Source organism: Mesorhizobium sp. M1C.F.Ca.ET.210.01.1.1, assembly GCF_004791585.1.
In the GTDB taxonomy this organism is placed as follows: Bacteria; Pseudomonadota; Alphaproteobacteria; order Rhizobiales; family Rhizobiaceae; genus Mesorhizobium.
Genome location: NZ_SRUU01000001.1, coordinates 339,876 through 357,798, shown reverse-complemented (window position 1 = coordinate 357,798; position 17,923 = coordinate 339,876). Strand labels below are relative to the sequence as shown.

At 65.2% G+C, this 17,923-nt stretch carries 17 protein-coding genes and 1 riboswitch; of the genes, 10 read left to right on the top strand and 7 right to left on the bottom strand.

The window, feature by feature from the left end; translation table 11 throughout:
- Positions 1 to 17 precede the first annotated feature (17 nt).
- Both EN853_RS01800 and EN853_RS01795 read right to left on the bottom strand, forming a co-directional pair.
- Positions 18 to 656 carry an NrsF family protein gene (locus EN853_RS01800; protein ID WP_127857558.1) on the bottom strand — a complete coding sequence of 213 codons (639 nt, stop codon included), beginning with the start codon at positions 654 to 656 and terminating at the stop codon, positions 18 to 20.
- 1 nt (position 657) lies between these two features.
- A complete protein-coding gene (locus EN853_RS01795; RefSeq protein ID WP_127857557.1) occupies positions 658 to 1,194 on the bottom strand; it encodes a sigma-70 family RNA polymerase sigma factor in 537 nt (178 codons plus the stop codon).
- A 304-nt stretch (positions 1,195 to 1,498) separates the two neighbouring features.
- Positions 1,499 to 1,614, top strand: a riboswitch (guanidine-I (ykkC/yxkD leader).
- 99 nt (positions 1,615 to 1,713) lie between these two features.
- Here EN853_RS01795 and EN853_RS01790 point away from each other — a divergent pair.
- The 9 genes from EN853_RS01790 (at position 1,714) to EN853_RS01745 (ending at position 11,231) form a co-directional block, all read left to right on the top strand.
- The gene (locus EN853_RS01790; protein WP_127857556.1) at positions 1,714 to 2,778 is read left to right on the top strand and encodes a putative urea ABC transporter substrate-binding protein; all 1,065 of its coding nucleotides are present in this window, start codon (positions 1,714 to 1,716) and stop codon (positions 2,776 to 2,778) included.
- A gap of 11 nt (positions 2,779 to 2,789) precedes the next feature.
- A complete protein-coding gene (locus EN853_RS01785; RefSeq protein WP_245516790.1) occupies positions 2,790 to 3,692 on the top strand; it encodes an ABC transporter permease subunit in 903 nt (300 codons plus the stop codon).
- A complete protein-coding gene (locus EN853_RS01780; RefSeq protein WP_127857555.1) occupies positions 3,689 to 4,498 on the top strand; it encodes an ATP-binding cassette domain-containing protein in 810 nt (269 codons plus the stop codon). The genes EN853_RS01785 and EN853_RS01780 overlap by 4 nt, the downstream gene beginning before the upstream one ends.
- Positions 4,499 to 4,510: 12 nt before the next feature.
- On the top strand, positions 4,511 to 5,719 hold the full coding sequence (locus EN853_RS01775; RefSeq protein ID WP_127857554.1) for an agmatinase family protein: 1,209 nt from the start codon (positions 4,511 to 4,513) through the stop codon (positions 5,717 to 5,719).
- Between the two features lie 2 nt (positions 5,720 to 5,721).
- Complete coding sequence (locus EN853_RS01770; RefSeq protein ID WP_127857553.1) at positions 5,722 to 6,258, top strand: hypothetical protein; 537 nt, start codon at positions 5,722 to 5,724, stop codon at positions 6,256 to 6,258.
- A 47-nt stretch (positions 6,259 to 6,305) separates the two neighbouring features.
- The gene (locus EN853_RS01765; protein WP_127857552.1) at positions 6,306 to 6,899 is read left to right on the top strand and encodes a HupE/UreJ family protein; all 594 of its coding nucleotides are present in this window, start codon (positions 6,306 to 6,308) and stop codon (positions 6,897 to 6,899) included.
- A gap of 497 nt (positions 6,900 to 7,396) precedes the next feature.
- Complete coding sequence (locus tag EN853_RS01755; RefSeq protein ID WP_127857550.1) at positions 7,397 to 8,404, top strand: iron ABC transporter substrate-binding protein; 1,008 nt, start codon at positions 7,397 to 7,399, stop codon at positions 8,402 to 8,404.
- Between the two features lie 173 nt (positions 8,405 to 8,577).
- Positions 8,578 to 10,152 (top strand): iron ABC transporter permease, encoded by a 1,575-nt coding sequence (locus tag EN853_RS01750; protein ID WP_127857549.1) that lies wholly within the window; start codon positions 8,578 to 8,580, stop codon positions 10,150 to 10,152.
- Entirely contained in the window at positions 10,149 to 11,231 is a 1,083-nt protein-coding gene (locus tag EN853_RS01745) for an ABC transporter ATP-binding protein (RefSeq protein ID WP_127857548.1), read from the top strand. The genes EN853_RS01750 and EN853_RS01745 overlap by 4 nt, the downstream gene beginning before the upstream one ends.
- Positions 11,232 to 11,246: 15 nt before the next feature.
- Here EN853_RS01745 and EN853_RS01740 read toward each other — a convergent pair whose 3' ends face one another.
- The 5 genes from EN853_RS01740 to EN853_RS01720 form a co-directional block, all read right to left on the bottom strand.
- Entirely contained in the window at positions 11,247 to 12,044 is a 798-nt protein-coding gene (locus EN853_RS01740) for a phosphodiesterase (protein ID WP_127857547.1), read from the bottom strand.
- 55 nt (positions 12,045 to 12,099) lie between these two features.
- Positions 12,100 to 13,200: a sn-glycerol-3-phosphate ABC transporter ATP-binding protein UgpC gene (gene ugpC / locus EN853_RS01735; RefSeq protein ID WP_127857546.1), complete on the bottom strand. Its 1,101-nt coding sequence runs from the start codon at positions 13,198 to 13,200 to the stop codon at positions 12,100 to 12,102.
- Between the two features lie 13 nt (positions 13,201 to 13,213).
- A complete protein-coding gene (locus EN853_RS01730) occupies positions 13,214 to 14,128 on the bottom strand; it encodes an ABC transporter permease subunit (RefSeq protein ID WP_127857545.1) in 915 nt (304 codons plus the stop codon).
- 7 nt (positions 14,129 to 14,135) lie between these two features.
- On the bottom strand, positions 14,136 to 15,020 hold the full coding sequence (locus EN853_RS01725) for an ABC transporter permease subunit (RefSeq protein ID WP_127857544.1): 885 nt from the start codon (positions 15,018 to 15,020) through the stop codon (positions 14,136 to 14,138).
- Positions 15,021 to 15,184: 164 nt separating this feature from the next.
- Positions 15,185 to 16,537, bottom strand: coding sequence for an extracellular solute-binding protein (locus EN853_RS01720; protein WP_127857543.1), 1,353 nt, complete (start codon positions 16,535 to 16,537; stop codon positions 15,185 to 15,187).
- 240 nt (positions 16,538 to 16,777) lie between these two features.
- Here EN853_RS01720 and EN853_RS01715 point away from each other — a divergent pair, with 240 nt between their 5' ends.
- Positions 16,778 to 17,839, top strand: a complete 1,062-nt coding sequence (locus EN853_RS01715) for an endonuclease/exonuclease/phosphatase family protein (protein ID WP_127857628.1) — start codon at positions 16,778 to 16,780, stop codon at positions 17,837 to 17,839.
- Positions 17,840 to 17,923 lie beyond the last annotated feature (84 nt).

Genomic DNA, 17,923 nt, shown 5'->3' with positions numbered 1-17,923 from the left:
AGGATCGGTGTGCGAACCTACCAGCGGACGAAAAGCCGCCCGCCTACGGCGCCGAGCATCGCGAGGATGGCGACGGCGATCGTGTACCAGGTGGCCACGAACAGCGGCGAATCGTCGAAGCAGTGCGCGGCATAGAAGGTCGCCGCCAAGCCGCCCGATAGCAAGCCTGCAACCGCGCCGGCCAGCACCGGCCGCGTCGGCGCGCCGTGACGCAACGCCGCGAGAAAGACGGCGAGCGGACCGATGCCGATCAGCGGGATGAAAGTCAGGCAGATGTACCAATTGGAGCCGACGAGGCGCCTGCCCCATTCAGCGGAGGGCACGGCAAACAGTTCCAGAACGACGGCAACGCCAACCAGCAACGGCGCAACGACCATCCAGGCGGACGCCCGGGCCGCCGATGCGCCGGGCGTCGACAGGACGCGAATCAGGGCAAAGGCGCTGGCGGCAAGCGCCAGCGTGAAGACGAATTTGGAAAGGAAGCGCATGGTGTGCATGGCCGGCATGATGTCGGGGCGCGGGCCGATGGTCATGAAGAAGGCCGCCGCCGCGACAACCGCCGCGGCACCGAAGGCCACCCACCAGGCCGACGCCAGCGGCATCTCCTTGCTGCGGGCGTCGGCGTCGAGCGCCTTGATGAGATCCTCGGTTCTCATGTCACTGCCGTCCGAACCTTTTGGCGATCGCGGCAAGGCCGCGATGCAGCGACACGCGCACCGCGGTCTCGCTGACGCCGAGCTTCGCTGCCGTCTCGCCGATCGAGCGGCCATCGACCGAAATCGCCGAGACCACGGAGCGCTGCGCCGGCGGCAGGCCGTCGAGCGCCCGGTTTATGTCGCGCTCGCTGACTGTCTCGACCTCCGGCTCGGCGAAAGTCTCGGCGATCTCGTCGATCTCGATCTCGATCCGACGCCCGCGCCTGCGGAACGCGTCGATCAGCTTGAAGCGGGCAATCGCATAGACCCATGGCAGCACCGGCGCATCCTCGCGCCAGGTGTGACGTTTGACGTGAATGGCCAGCAAGGTTTCCTGCACGACATCCTCGGGGTCGACCCCGCCCTGAACGATCTTGCGCCGGACGAAGCCGCGAACGAGAGCGGCTGTCCGGTGCAGAAAGTCGGCATAAGCCCTTTCGTCTCCCGCGATCGCGGCCCTGAGCAGCCGGGAAAGTTCGGCCTCGTCCTTGCCGGTCACAAGAAGTTTACCCCCGATGTTCGCGTCTCGGCCCCGGTTTGTTACGTGGCCGGCGAAATAATGTCCAAGCCAAAGTACCGGAAAATCACGAAAGTTTGCGGCGACCGCCGAGCGCCTTTTCAAATTTCGCGAAGAGGCGCGGTCCCATGCAACATCCGAGACGGTCGCACGACACGATGCTGCTTATTTCGGCGGCACTGATGATTTTTGCGCCATAGGCATACCGCGGTCGCCTTCAGAATCCGGGAAAACAGCCCCAGGCCGCCGCTTTTCAGATTGGCATGGCCCTTGCTTCGTACCTGGCGTGCAGAGCGTCTAGGGTTCCGGCCGTGCCGATCACGGTGCTGGTCCGAGAGACGCAACCGCCATGGATGCATTGAGGCATCCGGCGGAACACGGCGGGCCAAAATCCCGGGAGAACCCTGCACGGGTTTGCTGGCGCGAACCTCTCCCGGATGCGCGCTCCGTGAACCCCCAACAAAGTCCGGACGCAATCCGGACCGCAAACAGGGGCACGCAATGCTTCGCAAGCTGGCTGCAATCATCCTGGCCGCGTCACTCAGCCTTCCCTTGATCCCGGCCGCGCAAGCGGCGCCCAAGAAAGACTTCAAGATCTGCTGGTCGATCTATGTCGGCTGGATGCCGTGGGGCTATCTCGCCGACAGCGGCATCATGAAGAAATGGGCCGACAAATACGGCATCGATGTCGAGATCACCCGCATCAACGACTACGTCGAGAGCATCAACCAGTACACTGCCGGCGGCTTTGACGGTTGCGCGATGACCAATATGGACGCGCTGTCGATCCCCGCCGGCGGTGGTGTCGACACCACCGCGCTGATCGTCGGCGACTTCTCCAACGGCAACGATGCCGTCATCCTCAAGGACAAGACCGCGCTCAAGGGCATTGCCGGCCAGAAGGTCAATCTCGTCGAGCTCTCGGTCTCTCACTACTTGCTGGCACGCGCGCTGGATACGGTCGGGCTCGCCGAGAAGGACATCACCGTGGTCAACACCTCCGATGCCGACATGGTCGCCGCCTATGGCACTGGCGACGTCACCTCGGTTGTCACCTGGAATCCGCTGGTTTCGGAAATCGTCGCCATGCCGGGTGCCCACAAGGTGTTCGATTCGACGCAGATCCCCGGCGAGATCATCGACCTGATGGTCGTCAACACCGCGACGCTGAAGGACAATCCGGCGCTCGGCAAGGCGCTCGTCGGCGCATGGTATGAAGCGATGGGCCTGATGACCTCCGGCACGCCCGAAGGCAAAGCGGCCAAGGAAGAGATGGCCAAGGCATCCGGCACCGATCTTGCCGGCTTCGATGCCCAGCTCGCCTCGACGGCGATGTTCTTCGAGCCGGCCAAGGCGGTCGAGTTCACCAAGGGCGCCGAATTGCCCAAGACGATGGATCTCGTCCGCAACTTCCTGTTCAGCCACGGCATTCTGGGCACCAATGCGCCCACTGTCGACGTGATCGGCATGAGCTTCCCCGACGGCTCTACGCTGGGCGATGCCGGCAACATCAAGCTGCGGTTCGACCCGGCCTTCATGGCGGAGGCGGCGGCCGGAACGCTCTAGGACGGATCGTCATGCTGGCCAGAGGAACCGGTGCCGTGCAGACCGGGGCAGGCGCGAACGCAGCCAGCCCGCCCCCCGGCACGCCGAAGACACGGCTTCGCCTGATCAACGCCACGGTCTCGCGCGGCGGAGCGGTGTTGCTCGGCACGCTGCCCTTCGCGGCCGTTGCCGTGGCCTATCTGTCCACTTCGGCGCAACGCCTGGCCGTCAACGCCAACGACAAGCTGCTGCCGTCCCCGGCACAGATGTGGTCGGCGTTCTTCGAACTGGCGACCGTGCCGGACAAGCGCTCCGGCGACCTGATCCTGTGGGCCGACACTTATGCCAGCCTCGTCAGGCTGTTCGCGGGCGTCGGCTTGGCGACGCTGGCGGCGCTGCTGCTGGGCATCGCCATCGGCTTCATCCCGCGCGTCAGGGCCTTTCTCCTGCCCTTCGTCACCGTTGTCTGCGTCATCCCGCCCCTGGCGCTGTTGCCGATCCTGTTCATCGCGCTCGGCCTCGGCGAAACGGCCAAGATCACCTTGATCGCCATTGGCGTGGCGCCGGTCATGGTGCGCGACATCGCCAACCGGGTCATGGAACTGCCGCCCGAGCTCATCGCCAAGGCACAGACACTCGGCGGCAACAGCTGGACCATGGTCCTGAGGCTGGTGCTGCCGCAAACCATGCCGCGCCTCATCACCTGCGTGCGGCTGGCGCTCGGACCGGCCTGGCTGTTTCTGATCGCGGCGGAGGCCATCGCCTCGACCGAGGGGCTGGGCTACCGCATCTTCCTTGTCAGGCGCTACCTGTCGATGGACGTCATCCTGCCCTACGTCGCCTGGATAACGCTGCTCGCCGTCGCCACCGACTGGCTGCTCGCGCGGCTCTCGCGCGTGGTTTCCCCCTGGGCTCATCCGGGGTCCGGCAAATGAGCCGCATCGTCGTCCACGGCCTGGAAAAGAGCTACGGCGACGCCCGCGTGCTGGAGCGCGTGAGCGTCACCGCCGAGCCTGGCGAATTCCTGTCGCTGGTCGGCGCCAGCGGCTGCGGGAAATCGACCTTCCTGCGCATCCTGCTCGGCCAGGAGCGGCAGAGCGGCGGCGTGGTCGTCATCGGAGATCGGCCGATCGTGCCGGAACCGACGCCGCAGCGTGGCATCGTCTTCCAGCGCTACTCAGTATTTCCGCATCTGACCGCGCTGCAGAACCTGCTGCTGGTGGAGGACTTCCGCTCCGGCGGACCTTTCGGCCGTGTCTTCGGCGCCAGCCGCAGAAGCGCGAGGCAGCAGGCCGAAACCATGCTGGAGCGCGTCGGCCTGGCTCATGCGCGCGACCTCTATCCGGCTTCGCTCTCCGGCGGCATGCAGCAGCGGCTGGCGATCGCCCAGACCCTGCTCGGCCGGCCGCAGATCCTGCTTCTCGACGAGCCGTTCGGGGCGCTCGATCCTGGCATCCGCGCCGAAATGCACGAATTGCTCATCGAGCTGTGGGACGAGCATGGCATGACCGTGGTCATGGTCACCCACGACATCGGCGAGGCCTTCAAGCTCGGGACCCGTGTGCTTGTCTTCGACAAGGTGCGCCACGATCCCCAGTTTCCGTCCGCCTACGGCGCGACGATCACCTACGATCTGAAGCTCGACCGCAAGAGCCGAGCTTCCGCACGAGACGTGGCCGAAGTGGCCGCGATGGTCGGGACGACCCGACTGGACAGCGCAATCGCGACGACGGCGTCGTAACGGAGGTTTTTCATGCACAGAGACATTCCAGCGCGCCGGCACCGCCGGGCCGGGCTGTTTGATCGCCAGCCGCGCCAGCGCTTGCATCATCCCAATTTCGAGATCCGCGACATGCAGGGCTGGAAGTCCATCGAAGCGGAAGGAAAGCTGCCCGAGGACGGCTGGCGCAAGGAACAGAAATGGGCGCTGGACATGGGTTTGCCGGGATCGGATTCGATCACCGACAAGTCAATCCCGACCTTCGCGCGCGGCGAGCTGCCGCATTTCGCCGGCATCAACACCTTCCTCAAGGCACCCTATGTCGAGAATGTCCGCGATGTCGGCCGATATGACGCTGCAGTCATGGGCATTCCCTTCGACAGCGGCACAACCTACCGTCCGGGAACCCGTTTCGGGCCGCAGGGCATCCGCCGCATCTCGGCGCTCTACACGCCTTACAACTACGAGCTTGGTGTCGACCTGCGCGAGCAGATGACGCTGTGCGACGCCGGCGACGTCTTCACCATTCCGGCCAATCTCGAAAAGAGCTTCGACCAGATCACCAAGGGCGTCAGCCACGTCGCCTCCTCGGGCGCGCTGCCGATCATGCTGGGCGGCGATCATTCGATCGGGTTCCCCTGCGTGCGCGGCATCGCCGACGTCACCTCGAAACGCATCGGCATCATCCATTTCGACCGCCACATCGACATCCAGGAAAAGGATCTCGACGAGCGCATGCACACCACGCCCTGGTATTGGGCGACCAACCTGCCGAACGTCTCGGCCACCAATCTGGTGCAGCTTGGCATCGGCGGCTGGCAGGTGCCCCGCTATGGCGTGGCCGAGGCCAGGAAGCGCGGTACCAACGTGCTGACGATTTCGGACATCGAGCAGATGGGGCTGGAGAAGACGGCGGAGATCGCGCTCGAGTTGGCGTGGAAGGACGCCGACGCCGTCTACATTTCCTTCGACGTCGACAGCGTCGACTGCGGTTTCGTCCCGGGCACGGGCTGGCCCGAGCCCGGCGGCTTCCTGCCGCGCGAGGCGCTGAAGCTGCTCGGGCTGGTCTCGGCGCCCGGCATTTGCGGGCTGGAGGTGGTCGAGGTTTCGCCGCCATACGACACCTCGGACATCACCGCGCTGTTCGGTGTGCGGGTCGTCGTCGAGGCGCTCGGCTCGATGGTCGCCCATGGCACGCTGGGCAAGCACCGATCCATCATCGACAAGCCGACGAGCTTTTAACCATGCACGATGATCATCGTCACCACAGCCATGATCATGGCGACGGCCACCACCATCACGGCCCGATCGGCCACCATCACCATCCGCACCCCGTCGGCCACAACGGGCCGGCAGGCAAACCGTTGCAGTGGCAGACGCCGCATTTGCCGCACGAGCATGCGCCCGAGCCGGCCGACCCGCGCGCAACCGATCTTGATCTCGTCGAGACGGCCTTTCTCGACGGGTTCGCGCGGGCACCCGATCCATCCAGCTTCCTGCGGCTCGCCGGCATTCCTTTCCTCGGCGAAACCGCCGACGGCAGGCGGCTGCACCTGCTGCGGGTCGAGACACAGGATATCGTCGATGTCGGTGCCGTGATGCCGCTGATCGGCGGCGCCGGCGTGGCCTACAACCCGCTGCCCGCGAAGCTGACGTCGCACCGGCGGCACCTGGCATTCGTCTACCACGACGGCAAGGGCCAGCGGCCTCTGGATTTCAACGAGGCACGGCTTCTGACCGACAGGTCCGCGGCAGCCGAAATCGCCATGCCCGGACATTGAACCCCGGCTTTGACCCGGACCCACCCCTCTCAGACAGGTTCAGACCCATGAACAGAATGCTTTCGATCCTCACCAGGCTTGCTCCTGCCGCCGCGGCGGCTCTCATGCCGTCACTGGCCTTCGCTCACAGCGGCGGCTCTCATGTCCACGGACTTCTGAGCGGCCTTCAACACCCGCTGGCCGGCATCGACCACCTGCTTGCAATGCTGGCGGTCGGCGTCATTGCGGCGCGGACAGGCGGCAGGTCCGCCATCCTCGTGCCGGCGTGCTTCGTTGCGGCGATGGTCGCGGGAGCCGTGCTTGGGACCGCCGGCATCGGCCTGCTATCGCTGGAGTCAGGGATCGCGCTGTCTCTGGTGGTCTTCGGCGCCATGGTCGCGCTCGCCAAGCCTGTTCCACCTGCCTTCGCCGCAACGCTGGCGGCGCTCTTCGGCCTCTTCCACGGCAACGCCCATGGTCTCGAGATTCCGGAGATGGTCGGTGGCATGGCCTATGCGATCGGTTTCCTGGCCAGCACCTCGGCCTTGCACGCCACCGGGGTGCTGGCCGCCCTGACGTTGCGGAGCCGGCCGGCGGCCATCCGCGCGGCAGGGATCGGCACCTCGCTGGTCGGAGTGGCGCTCACCGCGCAGCTGATCTGAACCGCGGCTCAAGGATCGCACGAACAGGAGGCGGCCATGCCCAGGCCATTGACGATCTGGCGGCGCATTCGAGAGCTGCTGTACCAGATCCTGAAAGTGCGAGCCGAACGGCTCTGACCGCATTCGCCCGGCAACTCCGCCGCACGGGACCTGGCATTGCGGGCTCCGTGCGACCGGAGATTGCTCGGCTTGAAACCACGAATGGCCATCGAGTATCGCCAGAGCCGGATGATTTCAGGTCGAATCGACCTGAAATCTGAATCCGGCTCTAAATCGAAGAGAAAGTCGTCCGAAAACCGGTTCCCACTTTTCGGCATCATGCTCTAGGCGCTTCGCAGGATCCCACGGCACCCAATTCACATGGAATTGTCCGCCCGGCGTTGGCATTCACGCCTCCGCGACGGAATGAGCCACCTTCACAATGTTGACTATTGCTATCAGGTATTGGTAGGTGCAGCCGTATCCCGGGGCGGATCACCAAGATCAAGGACCATGCCATGAAATATGCACTTTCCACCCTTGCCGGCGCTGTTGCATTGACAGCCAGCCTGGTCGCCGCGCCGGCCCTGGCCGAGAATGCCGGCATCATCGTCTACAATGCCCAGCATGAGAGCCTTGCCAAGGAATGGGCAGCCGGCTTCACCAAGGAAACCGGCATCAAGGTGACGCTTCGAAATGGCGGCGACAGCGACTTCTCCAACCAGATCGTCGCCGAAGGCGCTGCCTCCCCGGCCGACGTGTTCCTGACCGAGAACTCGCCGGCGATGACGCTTGTCGAGGCGGCCGGCCTGTTCGCGCCGGTCGACGCCGATACGCTCGCCCAGGTGCCGAAGGAATACCAGCCCTCGAGCGGCAAATGGGTGGGCGTCGCCGCGCGCAGCACCGTCTTTGTCTACAACAAGGACAAGCTCAAGGAAGACCAGTTGCCCAAGTCGCTGCTCGACCTTGCCGATCCGAGCTGGAAGGGCCGCTGGGCGGCCTCGCAGGCGGGCGCCGATTTCCAGGCCATCGTCAGCGCCCTGCTCCAGCTCAAGGGTGATGCCGCGACCGCCGACTGGCTCAAAGCCATGAAAGAGAACTTCACCGCCTACAAGGGCAACAGCACGGTGATGAAGGCGGTCAATGCCGGCGAGATCGAAGGCGGTGTGATCTACCACTATTACTATTTCGGCGATCAGGCCAAGACCGGCGAGAACAGCAAGAATGTCGGCCTGCATTATTTCAAGAACGAGGATCCGGGCGCCTTCGTGTCGATCTCCGGCGGCGGCGTGCTGGCTTCGAGCAAGCATCCGAAGGAAGCGCAGGCGTTCCTGAAGTGGGTCACCGGCAAGCGCGGCCAGGAGGTGCTGAAGAACGGCACGTCGTATGAATACGCGGTCGGCAAGGGTGCCGAGTCCAACCCGAAGCTGGTGCCGCTGGCCGACCTGCAGGCGCCAAAAGTCGATCCGGCGACGCTGAACTCCAAGAAGGTCATCGACCTGATGACGCAAGCCGGCTTGCTTTAGTCCGCGTTCGTCCTAAAAGGACAACCGACCGTGCTCCTGCGGGAATTCGCTTTCCGCGGGGGCGTTTTTGTTTTGGAGATGGCCTCGTCGATGACGATCAGCTGCCTTTCCGGCCGCATCAGCGGTTCATTGGATCGCCTTCGTCCGTCGAGCCTGGCGAAGCATTGCCTCTGATGGCATCCGCGATCGACCTCACGCCTTCAGGCCTGCCGGCTGCCGCAAAGCGGGACCGACGGTCCGCGTCGTGGATCACGCTTGCCGCCGCCCTCATCTCGCTGATCGCGCTGCTGCCGCTCGCCTTCATCGTCTGGACCGCGATCCAGACCGGCTGGGAAACCGTGATCGCGCTGATCTTCCGGCAGCGCGTCGGCGAGCTTTTGGTCGACACCATCCTGCTCGTCGTCGTGACCGTCCCGATCGCCGTCGTGCTGTCCGTGGCGCTCGCCTGGCTGACCGAGCGCTCAGACCTGCCCGGCAACCGGCTGTGGTCGTGGCTGTCGGTGGCGCCGCTGGCCATCCCGGCCTTCGTCCACAGCTACGCCTGGATCAGCCTGGTGCCTGGCCTGCACGGGCTGTGGGCCGGCGTGCTGGTCTCCGTCATCGCCTATTTCCCTTTCCTCTATCTGCCGATCTCGGCGGCGCTGCGCCGTCTCGACCCGGCACTGGAGGATGCCGCTGCCGCACTTGGCCTTGGCCCGTGGCGGGTCTTCGCGCGCGTCGTGCTGCCGCAATTGCGGCTGGCCATCTGCGGCGGTTCGTTGCTGGTCGGCCTGCATCTGCTTGCCGAATACGGCCTCTATGTCTTCATCCGCTTCGACACCTTCACCACGGCGATCGTCGACCAGTTCCAGTCGACCTTCAACGGCCCGGCTGCCAACATGCTTGCCGCCGTCCTGGTCGCCTGCTGCTTCGTGCTGCTCGCCGTGGAGGTGATCGTGCGCGGTGAGGAGCGTTACGCGCGCGTCGGCTCCGGCGCCGCGCGCAAGCAGCAGCGCGCCCGGCTCGGTCGCGCCACGCTGCCTTGCCTGCTGCTGCCCGCCGTCACCGCGCTGCTGGCGCTCGGTGTTCCCTTTGTGACCGTCGGCCGCTGGCTGCTCGCAGGCGGCGCGGACGTCTGGCGCTGGGACGAGATCGGCCTGGCGCTCGGCCAGACGCTGTTCCTCGCCGTCGCCGGCGCGCTGCTTGCCACGATTGCGGCGATGCCGATGGCCTGGATCTCGATCCGCGCGCCCGGCCGCCTGCAGCGCCTGCTCGAGAGTTGCAACTACATCGTCGGCTCGCTCCCCGGCGTGGTGGTCGCGCTGGCGCTGGTGACCATCACCGTGCGCATCGCCTTGCCGCTCTATCAGACGCTCTTCACCATCCTTTTCGGCTATTCGCTGATGTTCCTGCCGCGCGCGCTGGTCAGCCTGCGCGCCTCGATCGCGCAGGCGCCGGTGGAGCTCGAACGCGCCGCCTCGAGCCTCGGCCGGCCACCGCTCAAGGCGCTGTGGTCGACGACGATCCGCTTGTCGGCGCCGGGTGCGGCGGCCGGCATGGCGATGGTTGCGCTCGGCATCACCAATGAACTGACCGCCACCCAGATGCTGGCGCCGAACGGCACCCGCACGCTGGCGATGGCGTTCTGGTCCTATAGCGGCGAGATCGACTACGCCTCCGCCGCGCCCTATGCGCTGATCATGGTGGCGATGTCGCTGCCGATGACGTGGGTGCTCTATGTCCAGTCGAAGCGGATGGCGGGACGATGAGCTTCCTCGAACTCAACGGCGTGGTGAAATACTACGGCAAGCTGGCGGCGCTCGCCGGCGTCGACCTCACCGTCGAAAGCGGCAGCCGCACCGCGATCGTCGGCCCATCCGGCTGCGGCAAGACCACCTTGCTGAGGCTGATCGCCGGCTTCGAGGCGCCTGACAGCGGCCGCATCGCGCTCGACGGCAAGGTGCTCGCCAATGGCGGCGCGGCCGTGCCGGCGCATCGCCGCGGCATCGGCGTGGTGGCCCAGGACGGCGCGCTGTTCCCGCATCTCACCATCGCCGACAATATCGGCTTCGGCATGCCTCGAAATGCCGACAAGCGCGCCGAGCACATTGTCGAGCTCGCCTATATCGTCGGGCTGGACAAGGCGATCCTGAAGCGCCGGCCGCACGAGCTTTCCGGCGGCCAGCAGCAGCGCGTGGCGCTTGCCCGCGCCATGGCCATGAAGCCCAGGCTGATGCTGCTCGACGAGCCGTTCTCGGCGCTCGACACCGGCCTGCGCGCCTCGATGCGCAAGGCCGTGGCTGAGCTTCTCGAGGAGGCGGGCATCACCACCATCCTGGTCACCCACGACCAGGCCGAGGCGCTGTCCTTCGCCAGCCAGGTGGCCGTCATGCGCGACGGGCTTTTCTCGCAGGTCGGCACGCCGCGCGAGCTCTATTTCCAGCCCAAGGACAGGATGGTTGCCGAGTTCCTCGGCGACGCCATCATCGTGCCGGCCAGGATCGCCGACGGCTTCGCCATCTCGCCCCTCGGCCGCATCGCCGTCGACACCGCCGAGCGGCGCGACGTCGCCCGCATCATGCTGAGACCCGAGCAGGTGCTGCTCAAGCGGACGTCGCGCGAGGGCATGTCGGGAACGCCGGAGATGCTGTTCGGCGAAGTGACGGACTCCGAATTCGCCGGCTCGGTCTGCACCGTCGCGGTGCGGCTGCTCAACAGTCCCGATCCGCCGGATGCCGCCGCGATCGGCAACACGCCGCTCATCCTGCGCAAGACAGGCATGGATGCCCCGTCCGTCGGCGAGATCGTGCGCCTCACAGTCACCGGCAAGGCGCACGTGTTCGCCTGAACCGCAGGCGGCTCTCTACCGTACGCGCTCGCCTGTCTGCGGCGACCACAGCGGCCAGCTCTCCAGAAAATCATGGCTGTGCACGACAACGCGCTGCCCATCGATCAGGATGATCGAATAGGCGGGCGGCGCCTGCTCGACCACCTCGTCGCCGACAAGGTCGAGCATGAAGCGGGCATGCAGGCCGCGTTGCGCCGAGAACGGAATGCCGGCGACCGTGCCGGCGATGTCGCGATGAACATGGCCGAAGAAGAGGTAGCGGACATTGCCGCGGCGCGTCAGCACGTCTAGCAGCCGCTGCGGTTGCTCGAGGCCGAGCGGATCGAGAATCGTCAGGCCGAGTTCCAGCGGCGGATGGTGCAGGAAGAGATAGGCAGGCTTGCCTGCGGCCTCGGCGAGCCGCGCATCCAGCCAGGCGAGCCGCTTGTCGCACAACTCGCCGGTGACCCGGCCTTGCGCCAGGCTGTCGAGGAAGACCAGCCGGCCCTCAGGCGTATCGAATGCCGATTGCACGAAGCCGTTGCCGTCGGTTCCGTTTTCGGGGAAGGCGGCGACGAGATTGGCGCGCCGGTCGTGGTTTCCGGGCAGCAGCCGGTACGGCACGGTGAGCCGGCTCAGCGCCACCTTCAGGTCGGCATAGCTCTCGGCCTCGCCGTCGTCGGTCAGGTCACCGGTGAAGACGCAGAGCGTCGCATCGCTGTGGCGCTGATTGATGTGGTCGATGCAGCGGTCGAGCCGCTCATGCAGGTCCGCGCCGAAGCGGACTTCACCCCGACGGCCGAGATGGACGTCGGTCACCTGGATGATCTTCATCGCGCGAACCCTCTATCGATCTTGCAAGGGACAGTGCAGCCAACCAAAAAGGCGCTTACAGCGCAGCCTCCGGCACCGAAGCCTTGAACACGTCGAGCCGGCCTCCGGTCTCGGACGAGAAGAAGTGCAGGTCGCTCTCGGCGAACTGCAGGCCGACGGCGCTGCCCGGTTCGGGATGCACGGTCTCGGAGGTCACCACCGAGAACGAAGCGCCGTCGAGATCGACATAGACGACCCGGCCGGCGCCGAGTTCCTCGACGAGGTCGACCGTTGCATCGAGCGCGCCGGGCGTGCCCGGCGCCACCATGCGCACGGCCTCCGGCCGGACCCCGACGGCCACCTTCGAGCCCACGGGCAGGCCAGCGCGCGACACGTTGAGCTTGCGGCTGCCGCCAAGCAACGACACGCCGTCGAGCGCGACCGTGCCTTCAAGCATGTTCATCGCCGGCGCGCCCACGAAGGTCGCCACGAAGCGGCTCGCCGGCCGGCTGTAGACTTCCGCCGGCGTGCCGACCTGCTCGACGCAGCCGCCATTCATCACCACCAGCCGGTCGGCCAGCGTCATCGCCTCGACCTGGTCGTGCGTGACGAAGACCGAGGTGGCGTTGAGCCGCCGGTGCAGCTTGCGGATTTCCGAGCGCATCTGAACGCGCAGCTTGGCGTCGAGGTTGGAGAGCGGCTCGTCGAAGAGGAAGACCTTGGGCTCGCGGATCATGGCGCGGCCCATGGCGACGCGCTGGCGCTGGCCGCCGGAAAGCGCCATCGGCTTGCGGTCGAGCAGGTGCTCGAGCTCCAGGATGCGGGCGACGGCCTGGATGCGTTGCGTGCGCTCGGCGGCAGGAACCCCGGCCACCTTCAGCGAATAACCGATATTCTGAGCAACGCTCATATGCGGGTAGAGCGCGTAGTTCTGGAACACCATGGCGCAACCGCGCTCGCGCGGCTCGAGCCTGTTCACCACCGCGCCGTCGATGGCGATCGTGCCGTCGGAAATTTCTTCCAGCCCCGCGATCATCCTGAGCAGCGTGGACTTGCCGCAGCCTGACGGCCCGAGGATGACGACGAACTCGCCGGACCTGATGTCGAGATTGACGCCATGCACGACCTGCATCTTGGCATAGCTCTTCCTGACGTCGCGGATGGTGATGGAGGCCATTTTTTGTGTCTCCCTATTTTTCGGTGGCGATCAGGCCGCGCACGAACCAGCGCTGCATCAGCACCACGACGATCAGCGGCGGCAGCATGACGATCAGCGTGCCGGCCATGGCGATATGCCATTCCGGCGCGCCGCCGACGTTGGGGATGAGCTGCTTCAGCTCTGTCACCGCCGTCGCATGCGACTGATCCGTGGTGATGAGCAGCGGCCACACATACTGGTTCCAGGCCCACAGGAACATGATGGTGCCGAGCGCCGCCATGTTGTTGCGGGACAGCGGCAACAGGATGTCGACGAAGAAGCGCAGCGCGCCGGCGCCGTCCATTCGCGCGGCTTCCGTCAGCTCGTCCGGCACCGTCAGGAAGAACTGGCGGTAGAGGAAGGTGCCGGTGGCGGTGGCGATCAGCGGCATGATCAGGCCGGTATAGGAGTTGAGCAACCCGAGGCTCAGCGAGACTTGCACGCCGGAAATCTTCTCGATCAGCCAGCTGATGCCGGTCACGTCCATGATCGCCTGATAGGGCGAAAGCACGTTGGCGACCACCGCGTAGGTCGGCACGATGCGCACCTCGAGCGGCAGCATCAGCGTGACGAAGATCAGCCAGAAGATCAGCATCCGCCCGGGATAGCGGAAATAGACGATCGAGAAGGCGGTGAGCGCCGAGATGATCACTTTGCCAGCGGCGACCCCCGCCGCCATGACGAAGCTATTGAACAGTTTCGGTCCGAGGTCGGCCGTCGTCCAGGCGGTCTTGATGTTGACCCAGAAGTCGCTGCCCGGCAGCAGCGACATCGGCACGTCGTTGACGTCCTTGAGATTGTGCGACGCCGCGATCGCCACGATGACGAACGGTGCCACGCAGAAAACGAAGCCGGCGAACAAAATCACATGGGTGAAGAAGTTGAGGATCGGGGTGCGCTCGACCATGGCCGCCTCAGCGATAATGCACGCGCCGCTCGATGAAGCGGAACTGGACGATGGTGAGCAGGATGATGAGCAGCATCAGGATGATGCTCTGCGCGGCCGCACCTGAGTAGTCGAGGCCCCTGAAGCCGTCGGAATAGATCTTGTAGACCATCAGGTTGGTGGCGTTCGCCGGGCCGCCGGCGGTCATGATGTCGACGATGCCGAAGGAGTCCTGGAAGCTCTCGGTGATGTTGATGACCAGAAGGAAGAAGATCGTCGGCGTGATCAGCGGGAACTGGATGTCCCAGAACCGCCGGATGACGCCTGAGCCGTCCATCGCCGCCGCCTCGATCAGCGAGCGCGGGATCGCCTGCAGGGCGGCGAGGAAGAAGATGAAATTATAGCCGACATATTTCCAGGAGAACGCGACGATGACGGAAGCCATGGCGTCGGCGCCGTTGAGGCCGGGGTCCCAGAAGCCCGGCCAGAACTTGTTGACGGCGGCCATGAAACCGGCTTCCGGGGCCAGGATGAAGCGGAACGCCAGCGCCAGCGCGGGTGCTGCAATGCCATAGGGCCAGATCAGCACGACACGGTAAAGACGCGAGCCGGCAAGCTGGCGGTCGGTCAGGGTGGCGAGCACCAGCGCGATGACCATCGCAAGACCGGTGCTGATCGCGGCAAAGGTCAGGCTGGCGGTGATCGAGTTCCAGTAGTCGGCGTTGGCGAGGATCGAGCGGAAATTGTCGAGCCCGACCCAGATGTTGCCGCCGCCCCAGGGCTGCTGCAGCGTCAGCGACCAGTAGACCGCTTGTCCGGCCGGCCAATAGAAGAAGGTGAAGATCAGGATCAGCTGCGGCACCGCGAACAGGATGCCGATCGTCCATTTGCCGAAAGTGACGCGTTTTTCCATCGATCCGCTGACGCCGTTGAACCGCCAGCCCGCCTTGCCGTGAACAGACTAAAGCATGTCTCCCGAAAGTGGGAACCGGTTTCGGGACAAAGACATGCGCGATCAAGAACCTATGTGAGATGGCCGCCCGTCGATGTCGCCGGGCGGCCTGGCAACGCTTGAAATCAGGGCAGCGTCTTGTTCGGATAGGTCTGCTGGAAGCGGTCGAGGATCGCGTCGCCGTTCTTGACCAGCGCGTCGATGCCGTCCTGCACGCTTTCCTTGTTGGCGAAGATCGCCTGCATCTGCGTGCCGAACTCGGCGCGGATCTGGGTGAAGTTGCCGAGACGGATGCCGCGGGTGATCTCGGTCGGTTCCGAGGCGGTGAGGCTTTCGATTGCCACCTCACGGCCCTTGTAGGGCGCCTTGTCATAGAAGCCGCTGGACTTCATGTACTCGAAGCCCGACTTCGTCACCGGAATGTAGCCGGTGTTGGTCGACCAGAACAGGGCGGTCTTGGGATCGTGGATGAAGTTGAGGAAGGCGGCCGCGCCCTTGTATTCGGCGTCCGATTTGCCGGACAGCACCCATAGCGAAGCGCCGCCCACCAGCGAGTTCTTGCGCTCGGTGCCGGCATAGACGGGCAGCTCGGCGACATCCCACTTCATGCCTTCCTTCTGGGTCTTGCCGACCGTGCCGTGGTCGCCGACCGAGGTCATGATGACCTGGCAGGTGCCGGTGGCGAAGGCCTGCACCATGTCCTGGCCGAGGTCCTTCGACTTGATCTTGATCAGGCCCGCGTCATACCACTTCTTCAAGTCGGTGACGTACTGGACGAACTTGGTCTTGTTCATTTCCAGGCGGGCGTCGAGGCCGTCATAGCCGTTGTTCTTGCTGGCGATCGGCTGGTTGTGAATGGCCGAGAACTGCTCCATCAATTGCCAGCTTTCATTGCCGGAGATGTTGATCGCCATCGGGCAATCATAGCCGGCGTCCTTCAGCGCCTTGAGGTCGGCGCCGACGTCTTCCCAGGTCTTCGGCGCTTCGGTCTTGCCGATCTTGGCGAAGGCGTCCTTGTTCCAGTACATCAGCGCCGTCGACGAGTTGAACGGGAAGGACAGCATCTCGCCCTTCGAGGTCGCGTAGTAGCGGGCGATGCCGGGGAAATAGTCGCTGTAGTCGATCTTGTAGCCGTTTTCCTCCATCAGCTTGTCCGCGGGCTTGTAGGCGCCCGACAGCATCATGGTGGCGGTGCCGACGTCATAGACCTGGACGACGGTGGGCTGTTTGCCGGCGCGGAAGGCGGCGATCGTGTTCTGCAGCGTGGCGTCGTAATTGCCCTGGCTGGTGCAGACCACCTCATAGTCGGATTGCGAGGCGTTGAAGTTCTTGCACAGCGTGTCGACGACGCGCGCGAGATCGCCCGACAGGCCGAACCAGAAATCGAATTTCACCGGCTCTGCAGACGCGGGTGCCGCGAGCGCGGTGCTGAGCGCGCCGGCGGCAAGGGCAGCGAGGCCCCGCTTGATGATGGTCATGGTTTTTCCCTCTTGAGTGGCAGTTTGACAAGGTTTTGTGCAAATCCTTGCCCGCTCTCTTAGAGAAGGTATGTGACAGTTCTGTTGTGGGCTTTGCGGCCTGTGGACAGCCAGTCTCTCCTCCCCCTCGGCGGTCGCGCCGGCATGAAAACGTCATATCGGCGGTCTAGGAAGCTAGGGCGCCGAAAAGCGGCGTAAAGACCCGGCTAAATTCGATGCCGGCTCAATTGGATGAATGACATGCTTGTCCCGCAATTGACCCATGTGCCGATGGCCGAACGCCAGGCGATGCGGGAAGGTCCGCGCGACAGCGCCACTCATTTGCGCCACGCCGCGGCCATTCCGGCATTGGGCGAGATCGAGATCGGCGGCAGGACGTCCCGCGACGGCGCCAGTGAAAGCCTGACGGTGATGGCCTGGAATGTGGAGCGGCTTCGCCATGTCGAAGCGATCGCCGCGACGATCGCCGCCCAGGCGGCGGACGTGGTGCTGCTTACGGAGGTCGACAAGGGCATGGCCCGCTCCGGCAACGGTCATCCTTTGAGCCGGCTTGCCGACCGGCTCGGCCATGCCTTTGCCTACGGCGTCGAGTTCGTCGAGCTGGGGACCGGCAACGAGACGGAGCAGATCGCGGCCGGCGAGGCCTGCAATGAGGAAGGTTTTCACGGCAACGCCGTGACCAGCGCTGTGCCGCTCAACCGGCCATTCCTCATCCGCCTGGATGCCGCCGGCGGCTGGTTCCGGCCTGAGCGCGGCCAGCCGCGCATCGGCGGGCGCATGGCGATCGGCGGCCAGGTGCGGCTCGGCGAACGCCGGGTGACCGTCGTCTCGGTGCATCTCGAGAACCGCACCGACCCCGCCGGCCGGGCCGACCAGACACGACACCTGCTCGATGCCATCGACAGATACGATGCCGACGCGCCCGTGCTGATCGGCGGCGACTTCAACACGCTGACCGCGACCTATGAAGAGCGTCACGACGATCCGGCTGCATGGCGGGCACGCGTCGCCGCCGAACCGGACCGGCTGATCAAGGTCGATCGCCACGAACCGTTGTTCCAGGTGCTTGCCGAGCGCGGCTACAGCTGGCGCGATGCCAATACGCTCGACCAGCCGACCCAGCGGCGCGCCGCCGGCGATTCGGCGCCGGTCGGCCGCATCGACTGGTTCTTCACCCGCGGTCTTGCGGCAAGCGCGCCGGCCACCCTGCCGGCGCTGTTGCCGGACGGCAGCCCGAGCGCCGATCACGAGGCGATCGTCGTGACGGTTCGCCTCGACTTGAGCCGCTCAGCCGCCGGCTAATGCAACCTGAGAAGCACGCCTTGGTTGCAGGCGCGCTAATCGATTTTTCAGCCGTCGGGTCCTAATCAATCCCCATTGCCCTTG